The organism is Comamonas sp. Y33R10-2 (assembly GCF_019355935.1).
In the GTDB taxonomy this organism is placed as follows: domain Bacteria; phylum Pseudomonadota; class Gammaproteobacteria; order Burkholderiales; family Burkholderiaceae_C; genus Comamonas.
The window spans coordinates 420969-441202 of sequence record NZ_CP079925.1; the positions used below are offsets into that span (position 1 = coordinate 420969).

General features: G+C 56.6%; 16 protein-coding genes and 4 tRNA genes. 7 read left to right on the forward strand and 13 right to left on the reverse strand.

What is annotated here, in order from left to right:
* The first annotated feature begins 6 nt into the window (after positions 1-6).
* From trmD to KUF54_RS01830, 4 genes are all read left to right on the forward strand, one after another.
* A complete protein-coding gene (trmD, locus tag KUF54_RS01815; protein WP_219344722.1) occupies positions 7-786 on the forward strand; it encodes a tRNA (guanosine(37)-N1)-methyltransferase TrmD in 780 nt (259 codons plus the stop codon).
* A 139-nt stretch (positions 787-925) separates the two neighbouring features.
* On the forward strand, positions 926-1312 hold the full coding sequence (gene rplS / locus KUF54_RS01820) for a 50S ribosomal protein L19 (RefSeq protein WP_099738331.1): 387 nt from the start codon (positions 926-928) through the stop codon (positions 1310-1312).
* A 125-nt stretch (positions 1313-1437) separates the two neighbouring features.
* Complete coding sequence (locus KUF54_RS01825; RefSeq protein WP_219344724.1) at positions 1438-2136, forward strand: CoA pyrophosphatase; 699 nt, start codon at positions 1438-1440, stop codon at positions 2134-2136.
* Positions 2137-2183: 47 nt separating this feature from the next.
* Positions 2184-3170 carry a CobD/CbiB family protein gene (locus KUF54_RS01830; protein ID WP_219344726.1) on the forward strand — a complete coding sequence of 329 codons (987 nt, stop codon included), beginning with the start codon at positions 2184-2186 and terminating at the stop codon, positions 3168-3170.
* A gap of 121 nt (positions 3171-3291) precedes the next feature.
* Here KUF54_RS01830 and rsgA read toward each other — a convergent pair whose 3' ends face one another.
* The 3 genes from rsgA to KUF54_RS01845 are packed head-to-tail and all read right to left on the reverse strand — an operon-like array spanning position 3292 to position 5945.
* The gene (gene rsgA / locus KUF54_RS01835) at positions 3292-4275 is read right to left on the reverse strand and encodes a ribosome small subunit-dependent GTPase A (protein ID WP_219344728.1); all 984 of its coding nucleotides are present in this window, start codon (positions 4273-4275) and stop codon (positions 3292-3294) included.
* A 5-nt stretch (positions 4276-4280) separates the two neighbouring features.
* Positions 4281-4625, reverse strand: a complete 345-nt coding sequence (locus KUF54_RS01840) for a 4a-hydroxytetrahydrobiopterin dehydratase (RefSeq protein ID WP_219344730.1) — start codon at positions 4623-4625, stop codon at positions 4281-4283.
* A gap of 18 nt (positions 4626-4643) precedes the next feature.
* Complete coding sequence (locus KUF54_RS01845) at positions 4644-5945, reverse strand: M48 family metallopeptidase (RefSeq protein WP_219344732.1); 1302 nt, start codon at positions 5943-5945, stop codon at positions 4644-4646.
* A gap of 48 nt (positions 5946-5993) precedes the next feature.
* Between KUF54_RS01845 and orn the strand changes: the two genes are divergently transcribed.
* Together orn and KUF54_RS01855 are read left to right on the forward strand one after the other, a co-directional pair.
* Complete coding sequence (orn, locus tag KUF54_RS01850; protein ID WP_370627598.1) at positions 5994-6596, forward strand: oligoribonuclease; 603 nt, start codon at positions 5994-5996, stop codon at positions 6594-6596.
* A gap of 306 nt (positions 6597-6902) precedes the next feature.
* A complete protein-coding gene (locus KUF54_RS01855; protein WP_219344734.1) occupies positions 6903-8978 on the forward strand; it encodes a DEAD/DEAH box helicase in 2076 nt (691 codons plus the stop codon).
* Positions 8979-9159: 181 nt separating this feature from the next.
* Here KUF54_RS01855 and KUF54_RS01860 read toward each other — a convergent pair whose 3' ends face one another.
* The 7 genes from KUF54_RS01860 to KUF54_RS01890 form a co-directional block, all read right to left on the reverse strand.
* Positions 9160-10392, reverse strand: coding sequence for a multidrug effflux MFS transporter (locus KUF54_RS01860; RefSeq protein ID WP_219344736.1), 1233 nt, complete (start codon positions 10390-10392; stop codon positions 9160-9162).
* Between the two features lie 169 nt (positions 10393-10561).
* Positions 10562-10637 (reverse strand) — tRNA-Lys (locus KUF54_RS01865).
* 50 nt (positions 10638-10687) lie between these two features.
* Positions 10688-10763, reverse strand: a tRNA-Lys gene (locus KUF54_RS01870).
* A gap of 51 nt (positions 10764-10814) precedes the next feature.
* A tRNA-Lys gene (locus KUF54_RS01875) sits at positions 10815-10890 on the reverse strand.
* A 52-nt stretch (positions 10891-10942) separates the two neighbouring features.
* Positions 10943-11018 (reverse strand) — tRNA-Lys (locus tag KUF54_RS01880).
* 79 nt (positions 11019-11097) lie between these two features.
* Positions 11098-11976 (reverse strand): NAD(P)-dependent oxidoreductase, encoded by an 879-nt coding sequence (locus tag KUF54_RS01885; protein WP_219344738.1) that lies wholly within the window; start codon positions 11974-11976, stop codon positions 11098-11100.
* A 171-nt stretch (positions 11977-12147) separates the two neighbouring features.
* The gene (locus KUF54_RS01890) at positions 12148-13125 is read right to left on the reverse strand and encodes a GMP reductase (protein ID WP_219344740.1); all 978 of its coding nucleotides are present in this window, start codon (positions 13123-13125) and stop codon (positions 12148-12150) included.
* 253 nt (positions 13126-13378) lie between these two features.
* Here KUF54_RS01890 and KUF54_RS01895 point away from each other — a divergent pair, with 253 nt between their 5' ends.
* Positions 13379-15874: a UvrD-helicase domain-containing protein gene (locus KUF54_RS01895; protein WP_219344742.1), complete on the forward strand. Its 2496-nt coding sequence runs from the start codon at positions 13379-13381 to the stop codon at positions 15872-15874.
* Positions 15875-15939: 65 nt separating this feature from the next.
* Here KUF54_RS01895 and KUF54_RS01900 read toward each other — a convergent pair whose 3' ends face one another.
* The 3 genes from KUF54_RS01900 to KUF54_RS01910 form a co-directional block, all read right to left on the reverse strand.
* Positions 15940-17970 (reverse strand): PhoX family phosphatase, encoded by a 2031-nt coding sequence (locus KUF54_RS01900; protein WP_219344744.1) that lies wholly within the window; start codon positions 17968-17970, stop codon positions 15940-15942.
* A 266-nt stretch (positions 17971-18236) separates the two neighbouring features.
* On the reverse strand, positions 18237-19064 hold the full coding sequence (locus KUF54_RS01905; protein WP_219344746.1) for a BPSS1780 family membrane protein: 828 nt from the start codon (positions 19062-19064) through the stop codon (positions 18237-18239).
* Positions 19065-19178: 114 nt separating this feature from the next.
* Positions 19179-20135 carry a homoserine kinase gene (locus tag KUF54_RS01910; RefSeq protein WP_219344747.1) on the reverse strand — a complete coding sequence of 319 codons (957 nt, stop codon included), beginning with the start codon at positions 20133-20135 and terminating at the stop codon, positions 19179-19181.
* Positions 20136-20234 lie beyond the last annotated feature (99 nt).

The following is a 20234-nucleotide window of genomic DNA, read 5'->3' on the forward strand; positions in this document are numbered from 1 at the left end:
TGGATCATGCGCTTCGACATCATTACCCTGTTTCCTGAGCTGTTTGCTCCTTTTTTGGAGAGCGGGGTGACCCGCCGCGCTTACAGCTCCGGCCAAGTGGCCGTGCATCTGTGGAACCCGCGTGACTGGGCCGAAGGCAACTATCGCCGGGTTGATGACCGCCCCTTTGGCGGTGGCCCCGGCATGGTGATGATGGCCGAGCCTTTGCAGCTTTGCCTGAATGCGATCCGCGCCGCCCGTATCGAGGCAGATGCGCAAGAGCAAACCGAGCCAGCTCCCGTTGTATTGTTTTCCCCGATTGGCACCACGCTTAAACATGCTGTGGTGGCCGAGTGGGCCGAAAGCCGTGGCGCGGTGCTGCTTTGCGGTCGTTACGAAGGTATTGATCAGCGCTTTATTGACGCCCATGTCACGCATCAGCTCAGTTTGGGTGACTTTGTGCTTTCGGGAGGCGAACTGGCGGCCATGGTGCTGCTGGACTCTCTGGCGCGACTGCAGCCTGGCGTGCTCAACGACGAGGGCAGCTTTCAGCAAGATAGCTTCAACCCTGCGCTTGATGGCTTGCTGGACTGCCCGCACTACACCCGCCCCGAAGTCTGGAATGGCCAGGACGTTCCGCCTGAGCTGTTGTCTGGTCACCACGCCAATATTGAACGCTGGCGCCGTGATCAGCGGCTGCGCATTACGACGCAGCACCGTCCGGAGCTGATCGAGCAAGCCCGAAAACAGGGCCTGCTCAATGCCAAAGACGAAGGGTTTTTGGCAAAAACAGCTCCCAAGCTATAATCTGAGGCTCTTTGATCCTATATCCGGCCGCTGCTAGGAACACCAGATCTGCTTTCGGGCAGTTCTTGTAATGCAGCCATAGCACCAATCCCGGTGCTTGCCAATTTTGGCGCGGACACGATCCAAGTGGACTTACATCATGAATTTGATCCAGACTCTTGAGCAAGAAGAAATTGCTCGCCTGAACAAGACTATCCCCGAATTCGCTCCTGGTGACACCGTCATCGTGAGCGTGAACGTGGTTGAAGGTGCTCGTAAGCGCGTTCAAGCTTACGAAGGCGTTGTGATTGCTAAGCGTAATCGTGGCCTGAACAGCGGCTTCACAGTGCGTAAGATCTCCAGCGGTGAAGGCGTGGAACGTACGTTCCAAACTTACTCCCCTCTGATCGCTGGCATTGAAGTCAAGCGTCGCGGCGATGTCCGTCGCGCCAAGCTGTACTACCTGCGTGAACGTAGCGGCAAGTCTGCTCGTATCAAGGAAAAGCTGCCTCAGCGCCGCGTTAAGACTGCAGCTGCTGCTCAGTAATACGCGCGTCGGAAGTAATTCCATAAAAGCCGCTACAGTTCGCTGTGGCGGCTTTTTTTATGGCCGCTGTCTTTTTTGTAGCTTTTGCTTTTTTCTTGCTTTGGACACTTGTTTAGGCTGAGTACATGTCTGTATCTGCTCAATCTTCTACTCCTTCTATCGCTATCGTAGACCCCAGTTGGGCGCGATTGCTGGGTATTGATAGTCAGCTTCCCTCTGTGCCATTGGGGGCTCAGACGCCGCAGGCATTGCGCATGCGTTTTGCGCAGCCACCCGAGTGGACTCCTGAGCGGATGCTAGAAAAGCCCATCACTGCCCGCCAACCCATGGATGCGGCGGTGCTTGTTCCCATTGTTCTGCGCGAGCAGCCCATGGTGCTACTGACTGTGCGCTCTGCCAAGCTATCTACACACTCCGGGCAAGTCGCTTTTCCTGGGGGTAAACGAGATCCACAAGATGTATCCGCTGAAGCGACTGCTCTGCGCGAGGCTCATGAAGAGGTGGGGCTTTCACCAAAAAATGTAGAGGTTTTGGGGCGTTTGCCTGTCTATGTGACGGGAACCGCTTTCCATATCACCCCAGTGGTCGCCTTGGTGCATCCGCAGCCAAGCTACTTTCCCAATCCGGGCGAGGTAGCCGATCTGTTTGAGGTGCCGTTGTCTTTTTTGCTCAACCCTGCTCATCACCAGCGTCATGCCATGCAGTGGCAAGGCGTGGATCGTGAATGGTTTGCGATGCCCTATCAAGACGGAGAGCAGCAGCGCTATATTTGGGGTGCAACAGCGGGCATGTTGCGCAATCTTTATCGTTTTTTGGCGGCTTGATGCGCCGCTTGTAACAAGCAGACAAACTGCGCCGCTATGATGAAGCCATGAGTTTTTTCGCCATCTTGATCGCTTTGTTGCTGGAGCAAGCGCGCCCGTTGGCCCGGTCTAACCTGGTGCAAGGGGGCTATCGCGCTTGGACGGTGACCGTACGCCGTAACTTTGACGCGGGTAAAGCTCACCATGGCTGGCTGGCTTGGGTCATGGCGGTTTTGCTGCCTTGCGCCATCGCACTGGGTATTTTCTGGGCCTTGCAGCAACTGATTGGCTGGCCCGCAGCCATGCTCTGGAACGTGGCTGTGCTCTACGTCACGCTAGGGTTTCGTCAATTTAGCCACCACTTCACGCATATTCGTGATGCTTTGGATGCGGGTGATGAATTCGCCGCTCGTCAGGCATTGGCCGATTGGCAGCAGGTTGACGCCAGCGAGGTGCCTCGCAGCGAAGTAGTGCGCCATGTCATCGAATATTCCGTACTGGCTGCACACCGCCATGTGTTTGGTGTGCTGTTCTGGTTTTCGATTTTCTCGGTGCTGGGCTTGGGCCCGCTGGGCGCCATTTTGTATCGCATGGCTGAGTATTTGTCGCGGGCGTGGTCGCGCAAGGGCGTGGAAGGTTTGCAAGCGCCAGTCAGCGAGCGACTGCAAGAGGCTGCTGCCAAAGCTTGGTATGTGATTGACTGGCTGCCAGCGCGCTTAACGGCGCTTTCTTTTGCCATGGTGGGCAGTTTTGAAGAAGCGATTGATAACTGGCGTGTTTATGCTCAGCGCTTCCCTAATGACAACGATGGCGTAATCTTGGCCGCCACTGCCGGCGCTATCAATGTGCGCTTGGGTGGAGAGGCTTTGCGTCGCCGCGATGCTGGTTATGGCGAAGAAGGTGCGGATGCGCAGTGGGAGGGTGGTAGCGATTCGACCCCTGGGCGTGAGCCAGAAATGGCACATTTGCGCAGCGTGGTGGGCTTGGTCTGGCGCTCGGTGGCTGTTTGGCTGCTGCTGCTGGCCTTGCTGACCTTTGCCCGTTTGCTGGGGTGATGGTCTCAGGGCTAGGTCGGTTTGGAAGTCATGCCGAATGAGATTTCTAAACAGCCCCTCGTCCTTGTTTGGTCGGTGAAGAAGGCTGGATATTCGGTTGAATCCACCTTCTTACCCTCCATCAAAAATGATGAACATCCAACTCTTCGTGCAGCTCTCTATAAATACGATAGCGGTTGTCGCTGATGGGTAGCTCAGCAGAGCCATTTTTGACTGCATCAATCACGCCGCAGCCTGGCTCATGCAAATGGGTGCAGTTGTAGAACTTGCAGGCTTTGGCGTGGGCGCCAATGTCAGGCATGCAAGCGGCCAACTGCGTAGGGGCGATGTGATAGAGGCCAAACTCTTGAAAGCCTGGCGAGTCCATGATGGCCGTGGTGCGCGCCTCATCGACCCAGTACAAAGTGGTGCTAGTCGTGGTGTGCTTGCCGGTGTTTAACGCCTGCGAAATTTCTTTGGTCGCAACCTTGGCGTCTGGCAGCAGCAGGTTAATCAAGGTGCTTTTACCAACGCCTGATGGACCAAGAACCAGCGTCGTTTTGCCTTGCAGCAGGCCAATGATGGCGTCACGGTCCTCGTCATCTGCATCTTCTAGCGACAGCGGCAGCACCACGTAATGCGGCGGGTCATCCACAGCGTCGCGCATGGTGCGGTAGGGTGCCAGTCGCTCCCAAGCGCGTAAGAAGGGTTCTTCCAGATCCATCTTGTTGAGCGCAATGATTGGCGTGATGTGCGCGGCCTCGGCGGCAATCAAGGCGCGTACTAGCTGCACCTCGCTGAATACTGGCTCGGCTGCTATCAAAATGAGAAGCTGGTCGAGGTTGGCGGCAAACGTTTTGGTGCGAATGTCATCTTGGCGGTAGAAGACATTGCGGCGTTCGACGACTTTCTCAATCGTGCCTTCATCGCCCTGACCCGGTGGCGCTGCCAGCCACAGAACCTGATCGCCCACGACGGCCTGACTTTTTTTGCCGCGGGGGTGACAGATGCGGCGCTCGCCGTCCGGCGTCTCAACGACGCAGTGACGGCCATAACTGGCAACGACCAGACCTGCTTGTGTTCCTGAAATGGCTTGGCCGCGGGGGCGCTGTCCTTGTTTTGCCATAGAAATTAGGCTAGCTTCAATAGTGCTTCGATGCGGCGCGCGCAGTCGATATCGGTTTCAGAGATTCCGCCCACGTCATGCGTGTTCAGGCTGACTTTGCAGCGGTTGTAGCCCACCTCTAGGTCGGGGTGGTGGTCTTGCTGGTGGGCAATCAGGGCCAGTGCGTTCACAAAGGCCATGGTTTCGTAAAAGTTGGCAAAGCTGTAAGTCTTGCTGATGGCGGGGCTGGCGTCGTTGCCCGCTAGCTGCCAGCCTTCAAGAGCAGCCAGTTGCGCACGCGCCTGATCGGCGCTGAGTGCGCTGCGCTTGAGCTGGGACCAGTCTTTTTGTAGCAAGGTTGAGGTGCTCATGAGAAAACTCTTGTGGAGTTACAAACTGCCGATGGGCGCTGGCATTCGCGCCAGTCGATCCACTGCGGGAGGGTGTGAGTAGTAAAAGCTCACATACCAAGGATCTGGCGTGAGGGTTGAGGCATTGTCCTCGTAAAGCTTGAGCAGTGCTGAAGCTAGTTGAGCACCATCAGCCTGTTCAATGGCATAGGCATCGGCTTCAAACTCATCGCGGCGCGACATGGCGGACATCAGCGGTGTGATGAAGAAGCTGAACACAGGCACGGCCAGCATGAACAGCAGCAGGGCGATGGCATTGTTTTCAGCAGGCACGACGAGGTGCTTGCTCTCCAGAATCGACACGCCCAGCCCTGAGTAAAACCACGCTTGCTGGCTGATCCAGCCCAGCAATGCAAAGCCAAGCAAAGACACACCAAACATCATCACCATGCGCTTAGTGATGTGCTTATGCTTGAAGTGGCCGAGCTCGTGAGCCAACACGGCCTCAACCTCGCTGGGGCTGAGTTGCTTGAGCAGGGTGTCAAAAAACACCACGCGCTTGGAATTGCCAAAACCTGTGAAATAGGCGTTGGCATGGGCCGAGCGGCGGCTGCCATCCATCACAAACAAACCCTTGGCGGCAAAGCCGCAGCGCTCCATCAGGCTGGTAACGCGGGATTTGAGGTTTTCGTCCGCCAGCGGCTCGAATTTGTTGAACAGCGGGGCAATGAAGCTGGGGAAGATCCACATCAGCAGCAAATTGAATGCGGTCCATGCTGCCCAGGCCCACAGCCACCACAGTGGGCCGGTAGAGCCCATCAGCCACAAAATCAGTGCTGCCAAGGTTAGGCCAATGACGGCGCCGACCAAGGTGGACTTGAGCAGGTCGCCCAGCCATAGGCCCAGTGTCATTTGGTTAAAGCCAAAGCGCTGCTCTAGCTTGAAGGTTTGGTACAGCGACAGCGGTAGCTCAATGAGCGATGAGATCACCACAAAGCTGGCGAGTAATGCCAGTTGTTGCCACAGGCCGGGATTGATGAATTCAAGCAGCCAGTGGTTGAGCCAGTCCAGTCCGCCCAGCAAGGTCCAGCACAGCAGCACGGCGGCCGACAAGGTGATGTCGATGAGTGAGGCCCTAGCCTTGGCCAGCGTGTAGTCGGCAGCTTTTTGGTGTGCCGCTAGGCTGATGCGGTGGGCAAAGGCTGCGGGTACTGCATTGCGGTGTTGGGCCACATGGCGCACTTGGCGCGAGACTAGCCATGCGCGCAGTAGCCATTGAAGCGCAACTGCCGCTGCAAAAATCAGTGAAAGTGTCAGAGAAAAATCTAGGTTGGAAGCCATGTCTTGGCAGTGTAGGCGACAATTTGCGCCATGTCTGAAGCTTCCTGTATGAATTCCGCCAGCGCGGAACCCGTGGCTGTGTCTGCTGTTGATGCTCCTGTCGTTCTGCTTAAATCCGACCTCAATATGGTGTGGCTGGATTGCGAAATGACGGGCTTGAACCCCGATCACGACCGCATTATTGAAATTGCTGTCGTAGTCAGCAGCTCCGACCTGCAAACGCGCGTCGAAGGGCCTGTTTTTGCGATTCACCAATCCGATGAGCTACTCAACGGTATGGATGCCTGGAACAAGGGCACGCATGGCAAAAGCGGTCTGATCGACAAGGTAAAGGCCTCCGCCATTACCGAAGCCGAAGCTGAAGCCGCGTTGATTGCTTTTTTGAAAAAATACGTCCCTAAGGGCAAGGTGCCGCTGTGCGGCAACAGCATTGCTCAGGACAGGCGCTTTATGGAGCGCTACATGCCCAAGCTCAACGACTTCTTTCACTATCGAAATATCGATGTGAGCACATTGAAAGAGCTTGCCAAGCGTTGGAAGCCCACTGCCTATACCTCTTTCAAGAAAGCGCAGCGCCACACCGCTATGGCCGATGTGCATGAGTCGATCGACGAGCTGCAGCATTACCGCAAAGAATTGCTGAGTGCTTAAGAGCATGTTTTGCTCTCGATAGGCACATTCCTGTGAAGGGGGATACAAATTCATCACTTGCGGGAAAACCCGTTGCGTGCCACAATATCCCTCTTACCCGATCAATGGGTAATTTTTGCGCATCTCCATCACACACGGGTACTTACTTTCGTGCAACGGCCTACATACAGCCGACACGCTAAGACATAACACCCATCTGCCCCGTTTTGCGAACGGGCCAGTCAAAGTCTGACGGTGGATGTTGATAACCAACCGTCAAAAGAAGCGAGCAGCACGCTGACTGCGTCGTTTTTTCGTAAGCTATTAATGACAGAAAACTCCCTAGAGCAGGGCCAAGTGGCCGCTGCCGATATCGCCGTGTCTTCGCCTGAAATCGATTCCCGTCTGGACGCTATGCTGGCCGACATGGACGCAGAAGATACTGGTGCTGAAGAAATCACCTCCGAAGAAGCTGCTGCTGAAGAAGTTCCTGCTCAGCCTAACGGTTTCGTAGAACTGGGCCTGGCTCCTGAACTGGTTCAGGCTGTGGCTGACCTCGGCTACACCCAGCCTACAGCAGTGCAGATCAAGGCCATTCCTTTGGCCATGGGTGAAGGCGCTGATGCCAACGGTTTCATCGACCTGATGGTGTCCAGCCAGACTGGCTCCGGCAAGACTGCTGCCTTCCTGCTGCCCGTGCTGCACACCTTGATCCAACAACGCGCTCAAGCTGACGTTGATGCCAAGGCTGAGTTCGAGCGCATGTGCGCTGAAGCTGAAGCCAATGGCGAAGCTGCTCCTAAGCGTGCCAAGCGCAAGGATCCCACCAACAACCGCAATTTCAAGGCTGCTACTCCTGGCGCTTTGATTCTGTGCCCCACACGTGAGCTGGCTCAGCAAGTTGCGCATGACGCTATCGAGCTGGTCAAGCACTGCCGCGGCATTCGTGTTGCCAACGTGGTGGGTGGTATTCCTTACCAACTGCAAATTGCCAAGCTGCAAAACGCTGACCTGGTGGTGGCCACTCCTGGCCGTCTGCTGGATCTGCAGCGCTCTATGCAAATCAAGCTGGACAAGGTTCAGTTCTTGGTGGTTGACGAAGCTGACCGCATGTTGGATCTGGGCTTCTCCGACGATCTGGCCGAAGTCAACGTGATGACTGCCCAGCGCAAGCAAACCATGATGTTCAGCGCAACGTTCGCACCTCGCGTGCAACAGCTGGCCATGCGTGTGATGCATGACAACGGCTCCGGCGTGAAGAAGCTGACGATTGATTCGCCTCAAGAAAAGCACGCCAGCATCAAGCAAGTGCTGTTCTGGGCCGATAACGCTCAGCACAAGCGCAAGATGCTGGACCACTGGTTGCGTGACAGCACCATCAACCAAGCCATTGTGTTTGCTTCTACGCAAGTGGAATGCGACGGCCTGGCAACCGACCTGCAGCAAGAAGGCTTCTCCGCCGTTGCTCTGCACGGTGCTCTGAGTCAAGGTCTGCGTAACCGCCGCCTGATGGCTTTGCGTAACGGTCAAGTGCAAATCTTGGTGGCAACCGATGTGGCCGCACGTGGTATCGACGTGCCCACCATCACTCACGTCTTCAACTATGGCTTGCCCATGAAGGCTGAAGATTACACCCACCGTATCGGTCGTACCGGTCGTGCGGGTCGTGAAGGTACTGCTGTGACGTTTGCGGAATTCCGTGATCGTCGCCGTGTGTTCGACATCGAAGCTTACACACGTCAGCAATTCAAGGCTGAAGTGATTCCAGGTATGGAGCCAGTGCAACGTGCTCCTGCTGGCGGTGGCGGCGATCGTGATGGCCGTCGTGGCGGCGGTGGCGGTGGTCGTAGCTTTGGTGGCGGCGGCGCTCGTCGTGATGGTGACGGCTATGGCCGCAAGCCAGGCTTCGGCAGCTTCGCTGGCGGTGCTCGTGGCAACGACCGCGGTGGTGACCGTGGCGGCGATCGTCCAGGCTTTGGCGCACCTCGCGGTGACCGTTTTGCCGATCGCGGTGCTGACCGTGGTGGTGATCGTCCTAACTTTGGTGGTGACCGTCCTCGTGATGACCAGCGCGGCTTCGGCGGCGGTGATCGCGCTCCTAACCGTGGCGGCTTCGGCGGCGATCGCGGTGGTGATCGCGGTGGTGATCGTGGTGGTTTTGCGGGTCGCAGCGAAGGCGGCGAAGCTCGCAAGAGCTTTGGCGGTCCTCGTGATGGCGCTCATGCAGGTGGCGGCGCGCGTGAAGGCGGCTTCCGCGGTGGCGAATCGCGTGGCTTCGGTGGTGGCGGTGATCGTCGTCCAGCCTTTGGCCAAAGCGCTGGTAAGCCTTACCAGCCTAGCGGTGACCGTGGCGATCGCGGCTTTGACCGCAAGCCCCGCGCTCCTCGTCGTGACGAGCGTTAATCGCTGATTCAGGCTTTCGCTTGAATCCTAAAAAGCCGGCTCTTGTAGCCGGCTTTTTGTTATCTGCTTCATCAAAAAGAGGAGCTGCTTGTCCTCAATTAACATGGGCTTCAGCTATAAATTAGCTCGAAGTCTTTGTATCAATTGGACTTACAGCTCATTTTTTTTGCCTTTTGCTATTTCAAAGCTCTGAAGCGGTGCGCCCAATTTCGGGCCAATGGCGATGCAAATACATCCAGGCGGCCAAGCCAATCAGCATCATGACAATAGAGCCAATGGCAAGCAACACAGCCGAATGCATGACCAGCGGTGCAATCACTCCAGCAACTAAGCCGTTGGCGACAGAGCCGACGACCGCTTGCAGTGATGAGGCAAGGCCGCGTCGTTCGGGGTGGACATCTAATACAAGCAGTGTGACCACGGGCACCATCAGCGCCCAGCCGTAAGCAAACAGGCAGATGGGCAGTAGTGCCCAGCTCACATGCGCGGGCCAAATTAGATTGGCGACGAGGTTGATGATGGACGTGGCGAACATGACCACAAAACCGTGGCGAATCTGTTTTTTGGGTGCAATGCGCCCGGCCAGCTTTCCGCTGGTCCAGCTGCCAGCCATGATGCCGCCAATGGTGGCGATAAAAAACCAGAAGAATTGCGTGGGCTCCAGCTTCAGAACGTCGCCCAGAAAAGCGGGCGCGGACAGCAGGTACAAAAACATGCCGTTGAATGGAATGCCGCTAGCCAGTGCCAGCAGTACAAAGCGCGGGTCAGTCAACAGCGTGCGGTAGCCTTGCATTAGCGGCTTGAATTGAAAAGGCTGGCGCTTTTCGATGGGCAGGGACTCAGGCAAAAACTTGACGTTAATGGCCCAAAGCAGAACGCCAATCAGCGTCAAAAACCAAAAGATGGATTGCCAACCCAGGTGCATAAGTAGCCAGCCACCCATCACGGGTGCCAGCGCCGGAGCAATGCCAAAGAAGATGGTGATTTGCGCCATCAAGCTTTGCGCCTGATTTGGTGGAAAAATATCCCGGACAATGGCGCGAGACACCACAATGCCGGCGCCAGTGGATAAGCCTTGCAGTGTGCGAAACAGCACCAGTTGCGTGATGTTTTGAGACATGGCGCAACCTGCGGAGGCCAGCGTAAACATGACAAGCCCCCAAAGAATGACGGGGCGGCGGCCAAAGCTGTCGGCCAATGCACCATGAAATAAATTCATGAAGGCAAAGCCGAAGAGGTAGGCTGACAGGGTTTGCTGCATCTCAACAGGCGTTGCGCCTAATGCCTTGGCGATTCCTGAGAATGCGGGAATATAAGTGTCTATTGCGAACGGCCCCAGCATGCCGAGGATGGCAAGCAGCATGGCAAGCGCCCAGCGCGGCCCACGCCAGAAGGTAGAGAAGTTGTTTTGCATAGTGAGTCTTAAAGGCTGTGCATGTACTTGGTGGCATGGGGCGGAGTGCCGATGCCTGCATGATGCCTGAGGTGTTCACTAATGCTTTGACAGCGCTCACGCTCTGATGTGATGTGAGTTGGGCAAACAAAAAAGCCAAAGCTCGTGAGAACTTTGGCTTTTGAATATTTGGTGGGCCCTGAGTGATTCGAACACTCGACCAACGGATTAAGAGTCCGCTGCTCTACCAACTGAGCTAAGAGCCCGCCGGAATGAACCGGAGGTTTGATCTGCTCAAAGCAGATCGGATAAATTTTGGTGGGCCCTGAGTGATTCGAACACTCGACCAACGGATTAAGAGTCCGCTGCTCTACCAACTGAGCTAAGAGCCCGCCGGAATAAACCGGAGGTTTGATCTGCTAAAAGCAAATCGATTAAATTTTTGGTGGGCCCTGAGTGATTCGAACACTCGACCAACGGATTAAGAGTCCGCTGCTCTACCAACTGAGCTAAGAGCCCGCCGGAGTTAATCCGGAGGATCAATCTGATGAAAAACCAGACTGAAGAATTTTGGTGGGCCCTGAGTGATTCGAACACTCGACCAACGGATTAAGAGTCCGCTGCTCTACCAGCTGAGCTAAGAGCCCCACACATTGCCTGCGCTGCAAGCAAGACCGCAATTATGCGCTATTTCTTCAGGGGTTGCAGGAAAACCCGCGGTTTTTTTCAATCGAGCGAATTGCGCCTTTGAAATTCTACGAACAGGCCTGCCTGATCAAGATCACCCAGGCCGTTTTTCACGCCCTCAGCATATAGCTGCTCTAGCAGGCCAGTAATCGGTGCGTCAAAACCAAGTTCATCGGCCGTTGCTGTGGCGTTGCGCATGTCTTTGAGCTGAACCGCCATACGGCCACGCGCTGCAAAGTCTTGCTTGACCATGCGCTCACCATGCACTTGCAAAATGCGGCTGTCGGCAAAGCCGCCCGAGATGGCTTCACGCACTTTGGCAGGGTCCGCTCCACCGCGCTCGGCAAGCAGCAAGGCTTCGGCTACGGCGCCTATGGTGATGCCCACAATCATCTGGTTGGCTAACTTTGCCAACTGACCTGCGCCGTGTGGCCCTACATGTGTCGCGCGGCCCAGTGCAGCAAAGACGGGCAGAGCGCTATCAAAATCAATAGCATCACCCCCAACCATAATGGCGAGTGTGCCTGCTTGTGCGCCCAAGGTTCCGCCAGATACGGGAGCATCAATGTGCCGCACGCCCAAGGCTTTGAGCTTGTCTGCGTGCTCGCGCGCTTCTCGTGGCTGGATGGAGGCCATGTCGATGAAGAGCGTGCCCTTGGGCATGGCATGGGCCACGCCCTGATTGAAGAGTACTTCGCCCACGATTGCGCCGCTTTCCAGCAAGCTAATGGCAAAGTCTACGCCGCGCACCGCGTCAGCTGCGTTGTCGTGGATGGTGACACCGTCCGTTAACAGTGGCTCTGCCTTGGCGCGGGTGCGATTCCATGCGTGAACTTCATGGCCGGCCTGAGCGAGGCGGCGGGCCATGGGCAGGCCCATCATTCCGGTGCCTAAAACGGCGATCTTCAAAGTGCTCATGCTGTTTGCTTGGATTGATTGAATACCACCATGCTAAAGCGTGTCAGCTTGTCTGCAAGTTCATCAGCAAGCTTGTCAGCGACATCCCCAGAAACAACAAAGGCAGGCTAAGCTGCCCTTGATGCTTTTTTTGGAGGTTCACCTTCGCGCTGGTGAGCTGCGCTTGCGCGCTTACATCAGCAGATGTTCGCCAGCGTTGTCGCCGCCGAGGATGACATAGTTCACCTTGCGCACATCCATGAGCTTGGTGCCGCCGGAGTAGCTGATGGAGGACTGAACGTCTTGCTGCATTTCGATCAGCGTGTTCATCAATGGGCCCTTAACAGGCTCCAGAATGCGCTTGCCTTCGACGTGCTTGTACTCGCCCTTGTTGAAGTCAGAAGCCGAACCGTAGTATTCCTTGAACAGCTCGCCGTCCACTTCCACGGTCTTGCCGGGGGACTCTTCATGGCCTGCAAACAGCGAGCCAATCATGATCATCGTGGCGCCAAAGCGGATGCTCTTGGCAATGTCACCGTGGCTGCGAATACCGCCGTCAGCAATGATGGGCTTGGTCGCCACGCGTGCGCACCACTTGAGCGCCGACAACTGCCAGCCGCCTGTGCCAAAACCCGTTTTGAGCTTGGTGATACACACCTTGCCCGGGCCCACGCCCACCTTGGTCGCATCAGCGCCCCAGTTTTCCAGATCGATCACAGCTTCGGGCGTGGCCACGTTGCCCGCAATCACAAAGGCCGCAGGGATCTTGGCCTTGATGTACTGGATCATGTTCTTCACGCTCTCGGCATGGCCGTGGGCGATGTCGATGGTGATGTACTCAGGGCAGATGCCGTCAGCAACAAAGCGATCTACGGTGTCGTAGTCGGGTTGCTTGACGCCCAGAGAGATCGACGCGAACAGACCCTTGGACTGCATGTCCTTGGTGAAGTCCACATTGTCGATGTCAAAACGGTGCATCACGTAGAAGAAACCGTTTTGCGCAAGATAGGCGCAGATATTTTCGTCCACCACCGTCTTCATGTTGGCGGGCACCACGGGCAGCTTGAAGCTGCGGTTGCCCAGCACGACGCTGGTGTCACATTCCGAACGACTCTCCACACGGCACATACGTGGCAGCAGAAGAATGTTGTCGTAGTCGAAAATTTCCATTTGATTCCAAGCTCCATAAGAGGTCGCTGCAAACAATTTCACAGCGATGGGGCGCTTGGCTTGGAGGCCGGCTGTTTGTCAGAAAAGAAATTTCGGACAAAAAAAACCGGACCACAAGATACTTGGGCCCGGTGATTGATTCTATAGGCATAGAGGGGCGCCGGAGGTTTCCCCATGACTTTGATGGTTATATGGGGGCTGCAATGCAGCAGCAAACCGCAAGGAGTCGCCAGCATTTCTACAATGGTGGGATATGTTTCCGATTGACCTGCTTGACTCCGCGCCCAAAGATGAAAATTTTGGCGTAAACCCCGCCAACCATGGCTTCCACTCACCGCTGCTCACGGGGCTCAATGATGAGCAACTGGCCGCCGTGACCTTGCCTGCAGGCCATGCGCTGATTTTGGCGGGTGCTGGCTCGGGCAAGACCCGTGTGCTGACCACACGCATAGCCTGGCTGCTGCAAACGGGGCAGGCCACACCGGGCTCTATCTTGGCTGTGACCTTTACCAACAAGGCGGCCAAAGAGATGCTGACGCGCCTGTCCACCATGCTGCCCTACAACGTGCGTGGTATGTGGATTGGCACGTTTCATGGTTTGTGCAACCGTTTGCTGCGCGCCCACTATCAGGCGGCCAAGCTGCCGCAGGCGTTTCAGATTCTGGATATGCAAGATCAGCTATCGGCCGTCAAGCGCCTGTGCAAGCAGTTCAATGTGGACGATGAGCGCTTTCCGCCCAAGCAACTGATGTACTTCATTGCGGGTTGCAAGGAAGAGGGCCAGCGCCCCGGCGATGTGGTGGCGACGGACCCCGACACGCGCAAAAAGGTAGAGCTATACCAACTCTACGAAGAGCAATGCCAGCGCGAAGGCGTGGTGGATTTTGGCGAGCTGATGCTGCGCAGCTTTGAGCTGCTGCGTGACGATGTGCACCTGCGCCAGCATTACCAGCGCCGCTTTGGGCATATTTTGGTGGACGAGTTTCAGGACACCAACAAGCTGCAATACCAGTGGCTCAAGCAGTTGGCGGGTGAGGCCGATGGCGGGCGTTATGTCTCGCAGTCGAGCGTGATTGCCGTGGGCGATGATGACCAGAGCATCTACGCCTTTCGCGGCGCGCGCGTGGGCAATATGGCCGATTTCATTCGCGAGTTTGACGTCAAAAACCAGATCAAGCTGGAGCAAAACTACCGCTCTTTCAGCAATATTTTGGACTGCGCTAACGCCCTCATTAGCAACAACAGCAACCGCTTGGGCAAGAACCTGCGCACCACGCAAGGCCCGGGCGAGCCGGTGCGCATTTATGAATCTCCATCGGATTTGGCAGAAGCTGCGTGGATCGTTGATGAGATCAAGCAGCTGGTCAAAAACGATGGTTTTACGCGCCAAGAAATTGCAGTTTTGTACCGCAGCAATGCACAAAGCCGGGTAATTGAGTCGGCGCTGTTTAACTCCAAAATTCCGTACCGCGTGTACGGCGGTTTGCGCTTTTTTGAGCGCGCTGAAATCAAGCACGCACTGGCTTATTTGCGCTTGCTGGAGAACCCGCACGACGAAACCAGTTTCTTGCGCGTGGTGAACTTTCCCGCACGCGGCATTGGTGCGCGCACGATTGAGGTTTTGCAAGACACGGCGCGCAGCAGCGGCTGCTCTTTGAGCGATGCGGTGACGGCGGTGGGCGGCACAGCCGGCACCAAACTGCAAGGCTTTGTGGCCAAGATTGATGTGCTGCGCGAGCAAACGCAGGGCAAGACGCTGCGCGAAATCATTGAAGCGGTGCAAGAGCAAAGCGGCCTGATTGAGCATTACCGCAATGAAAAAGAAGGCGCGGACCGCATCGAAAACTTGCAGGAGTTGGTGACCGCTGCCGAGAGTTTTGTGACCCAAGAAGGCTTTGGCCGCGATGCCGTAGCGATGCCGGTGGATGAGCATGGAAATGCAGTTCAAGCGCTGTCCCAATCACCCGTCAGCCAAGGGCTTGATCCGAATGCACCGCTGTTGGATGAAGCATTGACGGGCCCTGCGGGCACGGCGGCATCGATGGTCAATATGGACACGGGCGAGACGCTCTCGCCGCTGCAGGCCTTCCTAGTTCACGCCGCTCTAGAGGCTGGCGATAACCAAGCCCAAGCTGGGCAAGATGCGGTGCAGTTGATGACCGTGCATGCATCCAAGGGGCTGGAGTTTGACGCCGTGTTCATCGGCGGTGTGGAAGAAGGCCTGTTCCCGCACGAGAACGCCATGATGGACCGCGGCGGTATCGAAGAAGAGCGCCGCTTGGCTTACGTGGCCATCACCCGCGCCCGCAAGCGCTTGTACCTGAGCCATTCGCAGACCCGCATGTTGCATGGCCAAACGCGCTACAACACCAAGAGCCGCTTCTTTGACGAGCTGCCCGAGGAAGCGCTGAAGTGGATTACGCCCAAGCAAAGTGGCTTTGGCAGTTTTGCTCCTAATTCAGGTGCTGGAAGTGCTTATGGATCAAGGGGTGGAGGTCAATTTGGCTCTAACTCCGGCTGGGGCAGTAAGCAAACGGAAGTCTTTGCCAGCCCACCCGTGCCTAAGCAAAAAGCTGAGCCGTCGCATGGCATGAAGGCTGGTATCACCGTGTTCCACAACAAGTTTGGCGAGGGCAAAGTTTTGGCGGTAGAGGGCACGGGCGACGATGCCCGCGCGCAGGTCAGCTTTGGCCGCCACGGCACCAAGTGGCTTGCGCTGTCGATTGCCAAGCTGACGATCGTCGAATAAGACTGCACGCCATTTAAAAAGGCCGCCTGCATTGCGCTGGCGGCCTTTGTTTTTGATGAAGTGGCTTAGTGAGCCTTGAGCGTCATCTGTGCGGGCGATGCCGTCAGGTAACCCACGGCCGAGCCAAACTTGTCTTTGTAGTTGGCCTTGATGAGCGGATCCAGCGTTGCTTTGACGCTGGCGTGAATGCCGCCCCAGTCACCAGCGTGCTGGAAGTTGCTCATGATGTAAGTCCAGCCGTTGATCTCATCGACCGCATGCAGACCGGTCGATTCGCCACCGGCAGGCACAGACAGCACACGCGACAGCTGCTGGGTGTCCACGTTGTAGGCCCACAGGAAATTGTTGACGTGCTGGCCGCTGTCTTCGCCGATGAACAGGGTGCGCATTTTTTCCGAGAACTTGAGGTTGTCGGGGTTGGCAATTTTGCTGGGGTTGGCGGTATTGCCCAGCGCATCGCCCTTGAGGGTCTTGCCATCGGTGTCCAGCAAGTCTTCGCCGGCCAGCAGTGCAGCGGTGTCTACAGGCATCCATTCGCTGTTGATGGTGGTGCCATCCGTGTCCTTTTGGCCGCCTTTGAGGTTCAGCGCCATCACCGCCCCAGCGACCAATTGTTTGGGCACAGAGATGCCGTTACCAGCCACATTGGCAGCGTTGCCTGCCACCATGGAGCTTTGAATGTTCTGCAGCGCAGAGTAGGCAATCTTGTCCTTGGCGTTGACGGTGGTTCCCTCCATTTTTGTGAAGCCCAAGCTCGCGCCTTTGAAGGCGGCGTAGCGGTGGGTTTCGAGGAAGGCTGCAGCTTTCTCCATGCCGGGGTTGATCTTGATCCACTCGGCCTTGCCGTTGGTCACGACCTTGGTGTAAGCAGCGTCGCTGGGGTCGGCTTTCACCACGCTCATGATGTCTGCGGGCTTGAGGGTGTTGGCCAAGTTCTCGATCTCGGCGCTGGTGGCTGAGCCCAGCTTTATCCATGTCAGTGCAGCAGCGCTCTTGGCAGCGGGGTCGATAGAGAAACCCGCACCGACCTTGGCTGCGTACAGCGTGCCCGCAGACAAGTCTTTTTCTTTGTCGGCAACAAAGACGAAGTAGGCGCTGTTGGTAGCGTCATCACCCATGAGTGCGGTGCGCTGGTCGGGCATGACTTGGACAAGCTCGTGCGAGATGCGGCCCATACAGAAATGCTTTTGGATGCTGGCAGTGCCATCGACATTCACAGTCACTTCCGGCATATGCCCATAGTGGTAGGGGTTTGCCTTGCTCGCATTGCCATAGAGGTTCTGGCTGTAGGCCTGAAACATGGTGTTGCTGGCGATGCTGAAAGCATCGGGCTCGTACTCTTCGCTGGACAGGTGTGTGCCCCAAGGCGAGAGGCTGGCACCGCAAGTGATCCACAGGCCGTGAACTTTGGATGTGTCCACGTTGTGGTACTTCACCAAGCTCAGCTTGCCGGTGCTTTGGTCTTGGTCCAGTGTCAGCACAGCAATGGGCGATGGCAGCTTGCCGTACATGTCGGTTTTACCGTCTTGGGCCCAAGTGGTGTATTCAAACTGCACCACGGCAAACACAGGCATTCCTTTCACGCCGTCGACCTTGGCATTGGGCACGGTGAGCAAAGAGGTGCCATCGGGCGAGTCCGAGAAGAAATGGCGTTCGCTGCCGGCGACCGTTTTGTCGATGATCTTGTTGTCGCCAATGTCGTAGTAGCCGCCAGAGAGAATCGTGCCGCCTTTACCGTCTGGCACCATGTCGCCGGTCACAAAAAAGGGCTGGTAGCCGAGGTCGTATGTCTGCTCGCTCTTGTCGTCAAAGGCCACCTTGAGCTGCGAGGCCGTATACATGGTGGCCATCCTGTCAGGGCTGCTAAGCGTTGGAGCGGCCATGCTGGAGAAGGTCGCTGATACGTAGTTTTTGGTGATGGGCGGTGTGACTGGCGGTGTAATAGGGGGTGCAGCAGGCGTAGCGGCTAAGTTGTCATCGCCACCACCACATGCGGCCAGCAGGCTGGAGGCAGAAACGACAGAGCCCAGAGGGAGCAGAGGAGCTGCAGAAAAAAATTGCAGGGCTTTACGACGGCTGAGCAGGTTGTGTGCCATGAGGGTTTTGCAGTGTGGGGTGAAGCGCAGTCTTTTGCGTCGCGCTCAATTGACTGAATGCCAAGGCATAAGGTGCATGTTTGGCTCAGTCCTGCGAATCCTAAAAAATGGAGATGACGCCTGCATGGCAGCTCGATGACACATCGATGACAGCATGGCTTGTGCTGCGGCAATGTGGTGATGCAAGCAAAGATAGAGCCCATAAAAAAGCCCCGGCATGTAGCCGGGGCTGTTGTTGTAGGTAGCCGCTTGCGTGCAGCCGTCACTTACAGGTCTGTTGGGGGAGTGGTGTTCGCTTCTGCACTGATGGGCGGCTGCTCAGTATCAGGAGGGCTGAAGCTGTCGCGAAACGAAAACACGATGGATGTGAAAAAGACCGCAGCCAAAGCCAGTGCCGAGGCCACCATCAACCCACCAGCAATGCTGCCAATCATGGCGGCCAGAAGGCCGGTGACGAGGGCCAGCACCATACCGGTGGCGATAAACACGCCTACCCAGCTGATACCAAAAACAAGATAGGCGCCAACATTGCGAATGCAGCCCACAAAGCTGAAGAAAAGCGCTTTGATGGGGCTGACGCCGTGCCAATGAATCAATGCAGGTGCATGCCAAAAAGCCAGCGACAAAGGGATGTAGAGCAGCATGCTCATCCACATGGCGGACTGGAACTCAGGCTCCTCAGCCAACTCGCGGGTCATCTCGGTTTGGCCCAGATAGACGCTGGCGAAGTTGCCGCCGTCGACGATGCTGGAAGCTCCGATGATGAGCAAAAAGCTAGCCGCATACATGCCGCCCAGCATCAGCATGGATTGCAGATGTTGCGTGCCTGAGCGAAATGAAACGAGTAGCAAAGCTGGTGTGGGCTTGCGGCCGTGGGCAGCTTCAGAGGCGGCAACCATCATGCTCAGCGAGATGCAAGGCAGCAGGGCCAACGCTATGACGGGGCCGATGATTGGCAACGCGGAGATCAGCGACATGCTGGCCATGCCCAAACAAAATAGGGCGGCCAAAGCCAGCGGCTGGCTTTTGAATGTGCGCAGACCTTGTAGCACCCACTGAAGACCAGTGCGGGCGGGAACGATTTGAAGTTTCATGGAGAAGGTAGGAATACTTTTGCGAAAGAGTGCAAAAGTCGCTGCTTGAACTGTACCTGAGACGGCTATACGGGGCTATCAATAGCCCCGCCGCCCTTGGTATGAGTTGGGCGCTTAGCCCAGCGTTAGCGGGTAAGCGATGCGCTGACTGAGTACGCGTTCGAAGTGGGTGGGGTCATGCGGCTGCAGCAAGGCCGCTTCGCGTGGCAAATAGAAGTCCCAGAGGCGAGAGATCCAAAAGCGCAGTGCGCCAGCGCGCAACTGTGCGTTGAGCAATTCGCGCTCGGCGCTGGTGAGAGGGCGCACGGCTTGATAGGCCGCGAGCATGGCTTTGGCCTTGTCGGCGTTGTGCGCACCTGTTGCGTGATCGATACACCAGTCGTTCAGGCACACGGCCAGATCGAAAAGCCAAGTGTCCACACCGGCGAAGTAAAAGTCGAAAAAGCCGGTCAGCTTGTCGCCTTCAAACATCACGTTGTCGCGAAACAGGTCTGCATGTACCGGGCCGCGCGGCAGGGCGGCGTAGGCGGGCGATGCGGCGATGTGGTTTTGGTAAGCCATTTCAGCGCGCAGCATGGCAGCCGCTTCTTTACCGAGGTGAGGCAGGACCACGGGCGTGGTTTCATTCCACCAAGCCAAGCCGCGCAGATTGGGCTGGTTGCGTTCGTAGTTCTGGCCGGCCAAGTGCATGCGCGCCAGCATGTCGCCCACAGCGGCGCAGTGCACTGGCTGGGGGCTGAGTTGGCTTTTTCCGGCCAAACGATTGACGATGGCTGCAGGCTTGCCGCAGACCTTAAGCAAAATGTCGCCGCTGCGTGTTTCGCCCTGTGGGTCTGGCACGGGGATGCCGGCCTGCGCCAGATGCTTCATCAGGTACAGGTAAAACGGCAGCTGTTCAAAGCTCAGGCGCTCGAACAGCGTCAACACGTACTCACCTTGGTCGGTGGTCAGAAAGTAGTTGGTGTTTTCAATACCGCCTTGAATGCCGCGCAACTCTTTGAATGAGCCAAGGGACAGGCGGCGCAGCAGCTCGCGCGCATCTTTATCGGAAACTTCGGTGAAAACAGCCATGGTGAATACGCCGGACTTTGACAGTCGGCAGAACTAACGGGTGATGGGTTCTATATACAACAGGGCAGCGCTGTGCAGCACTGCCCTGTCATGAAGCGA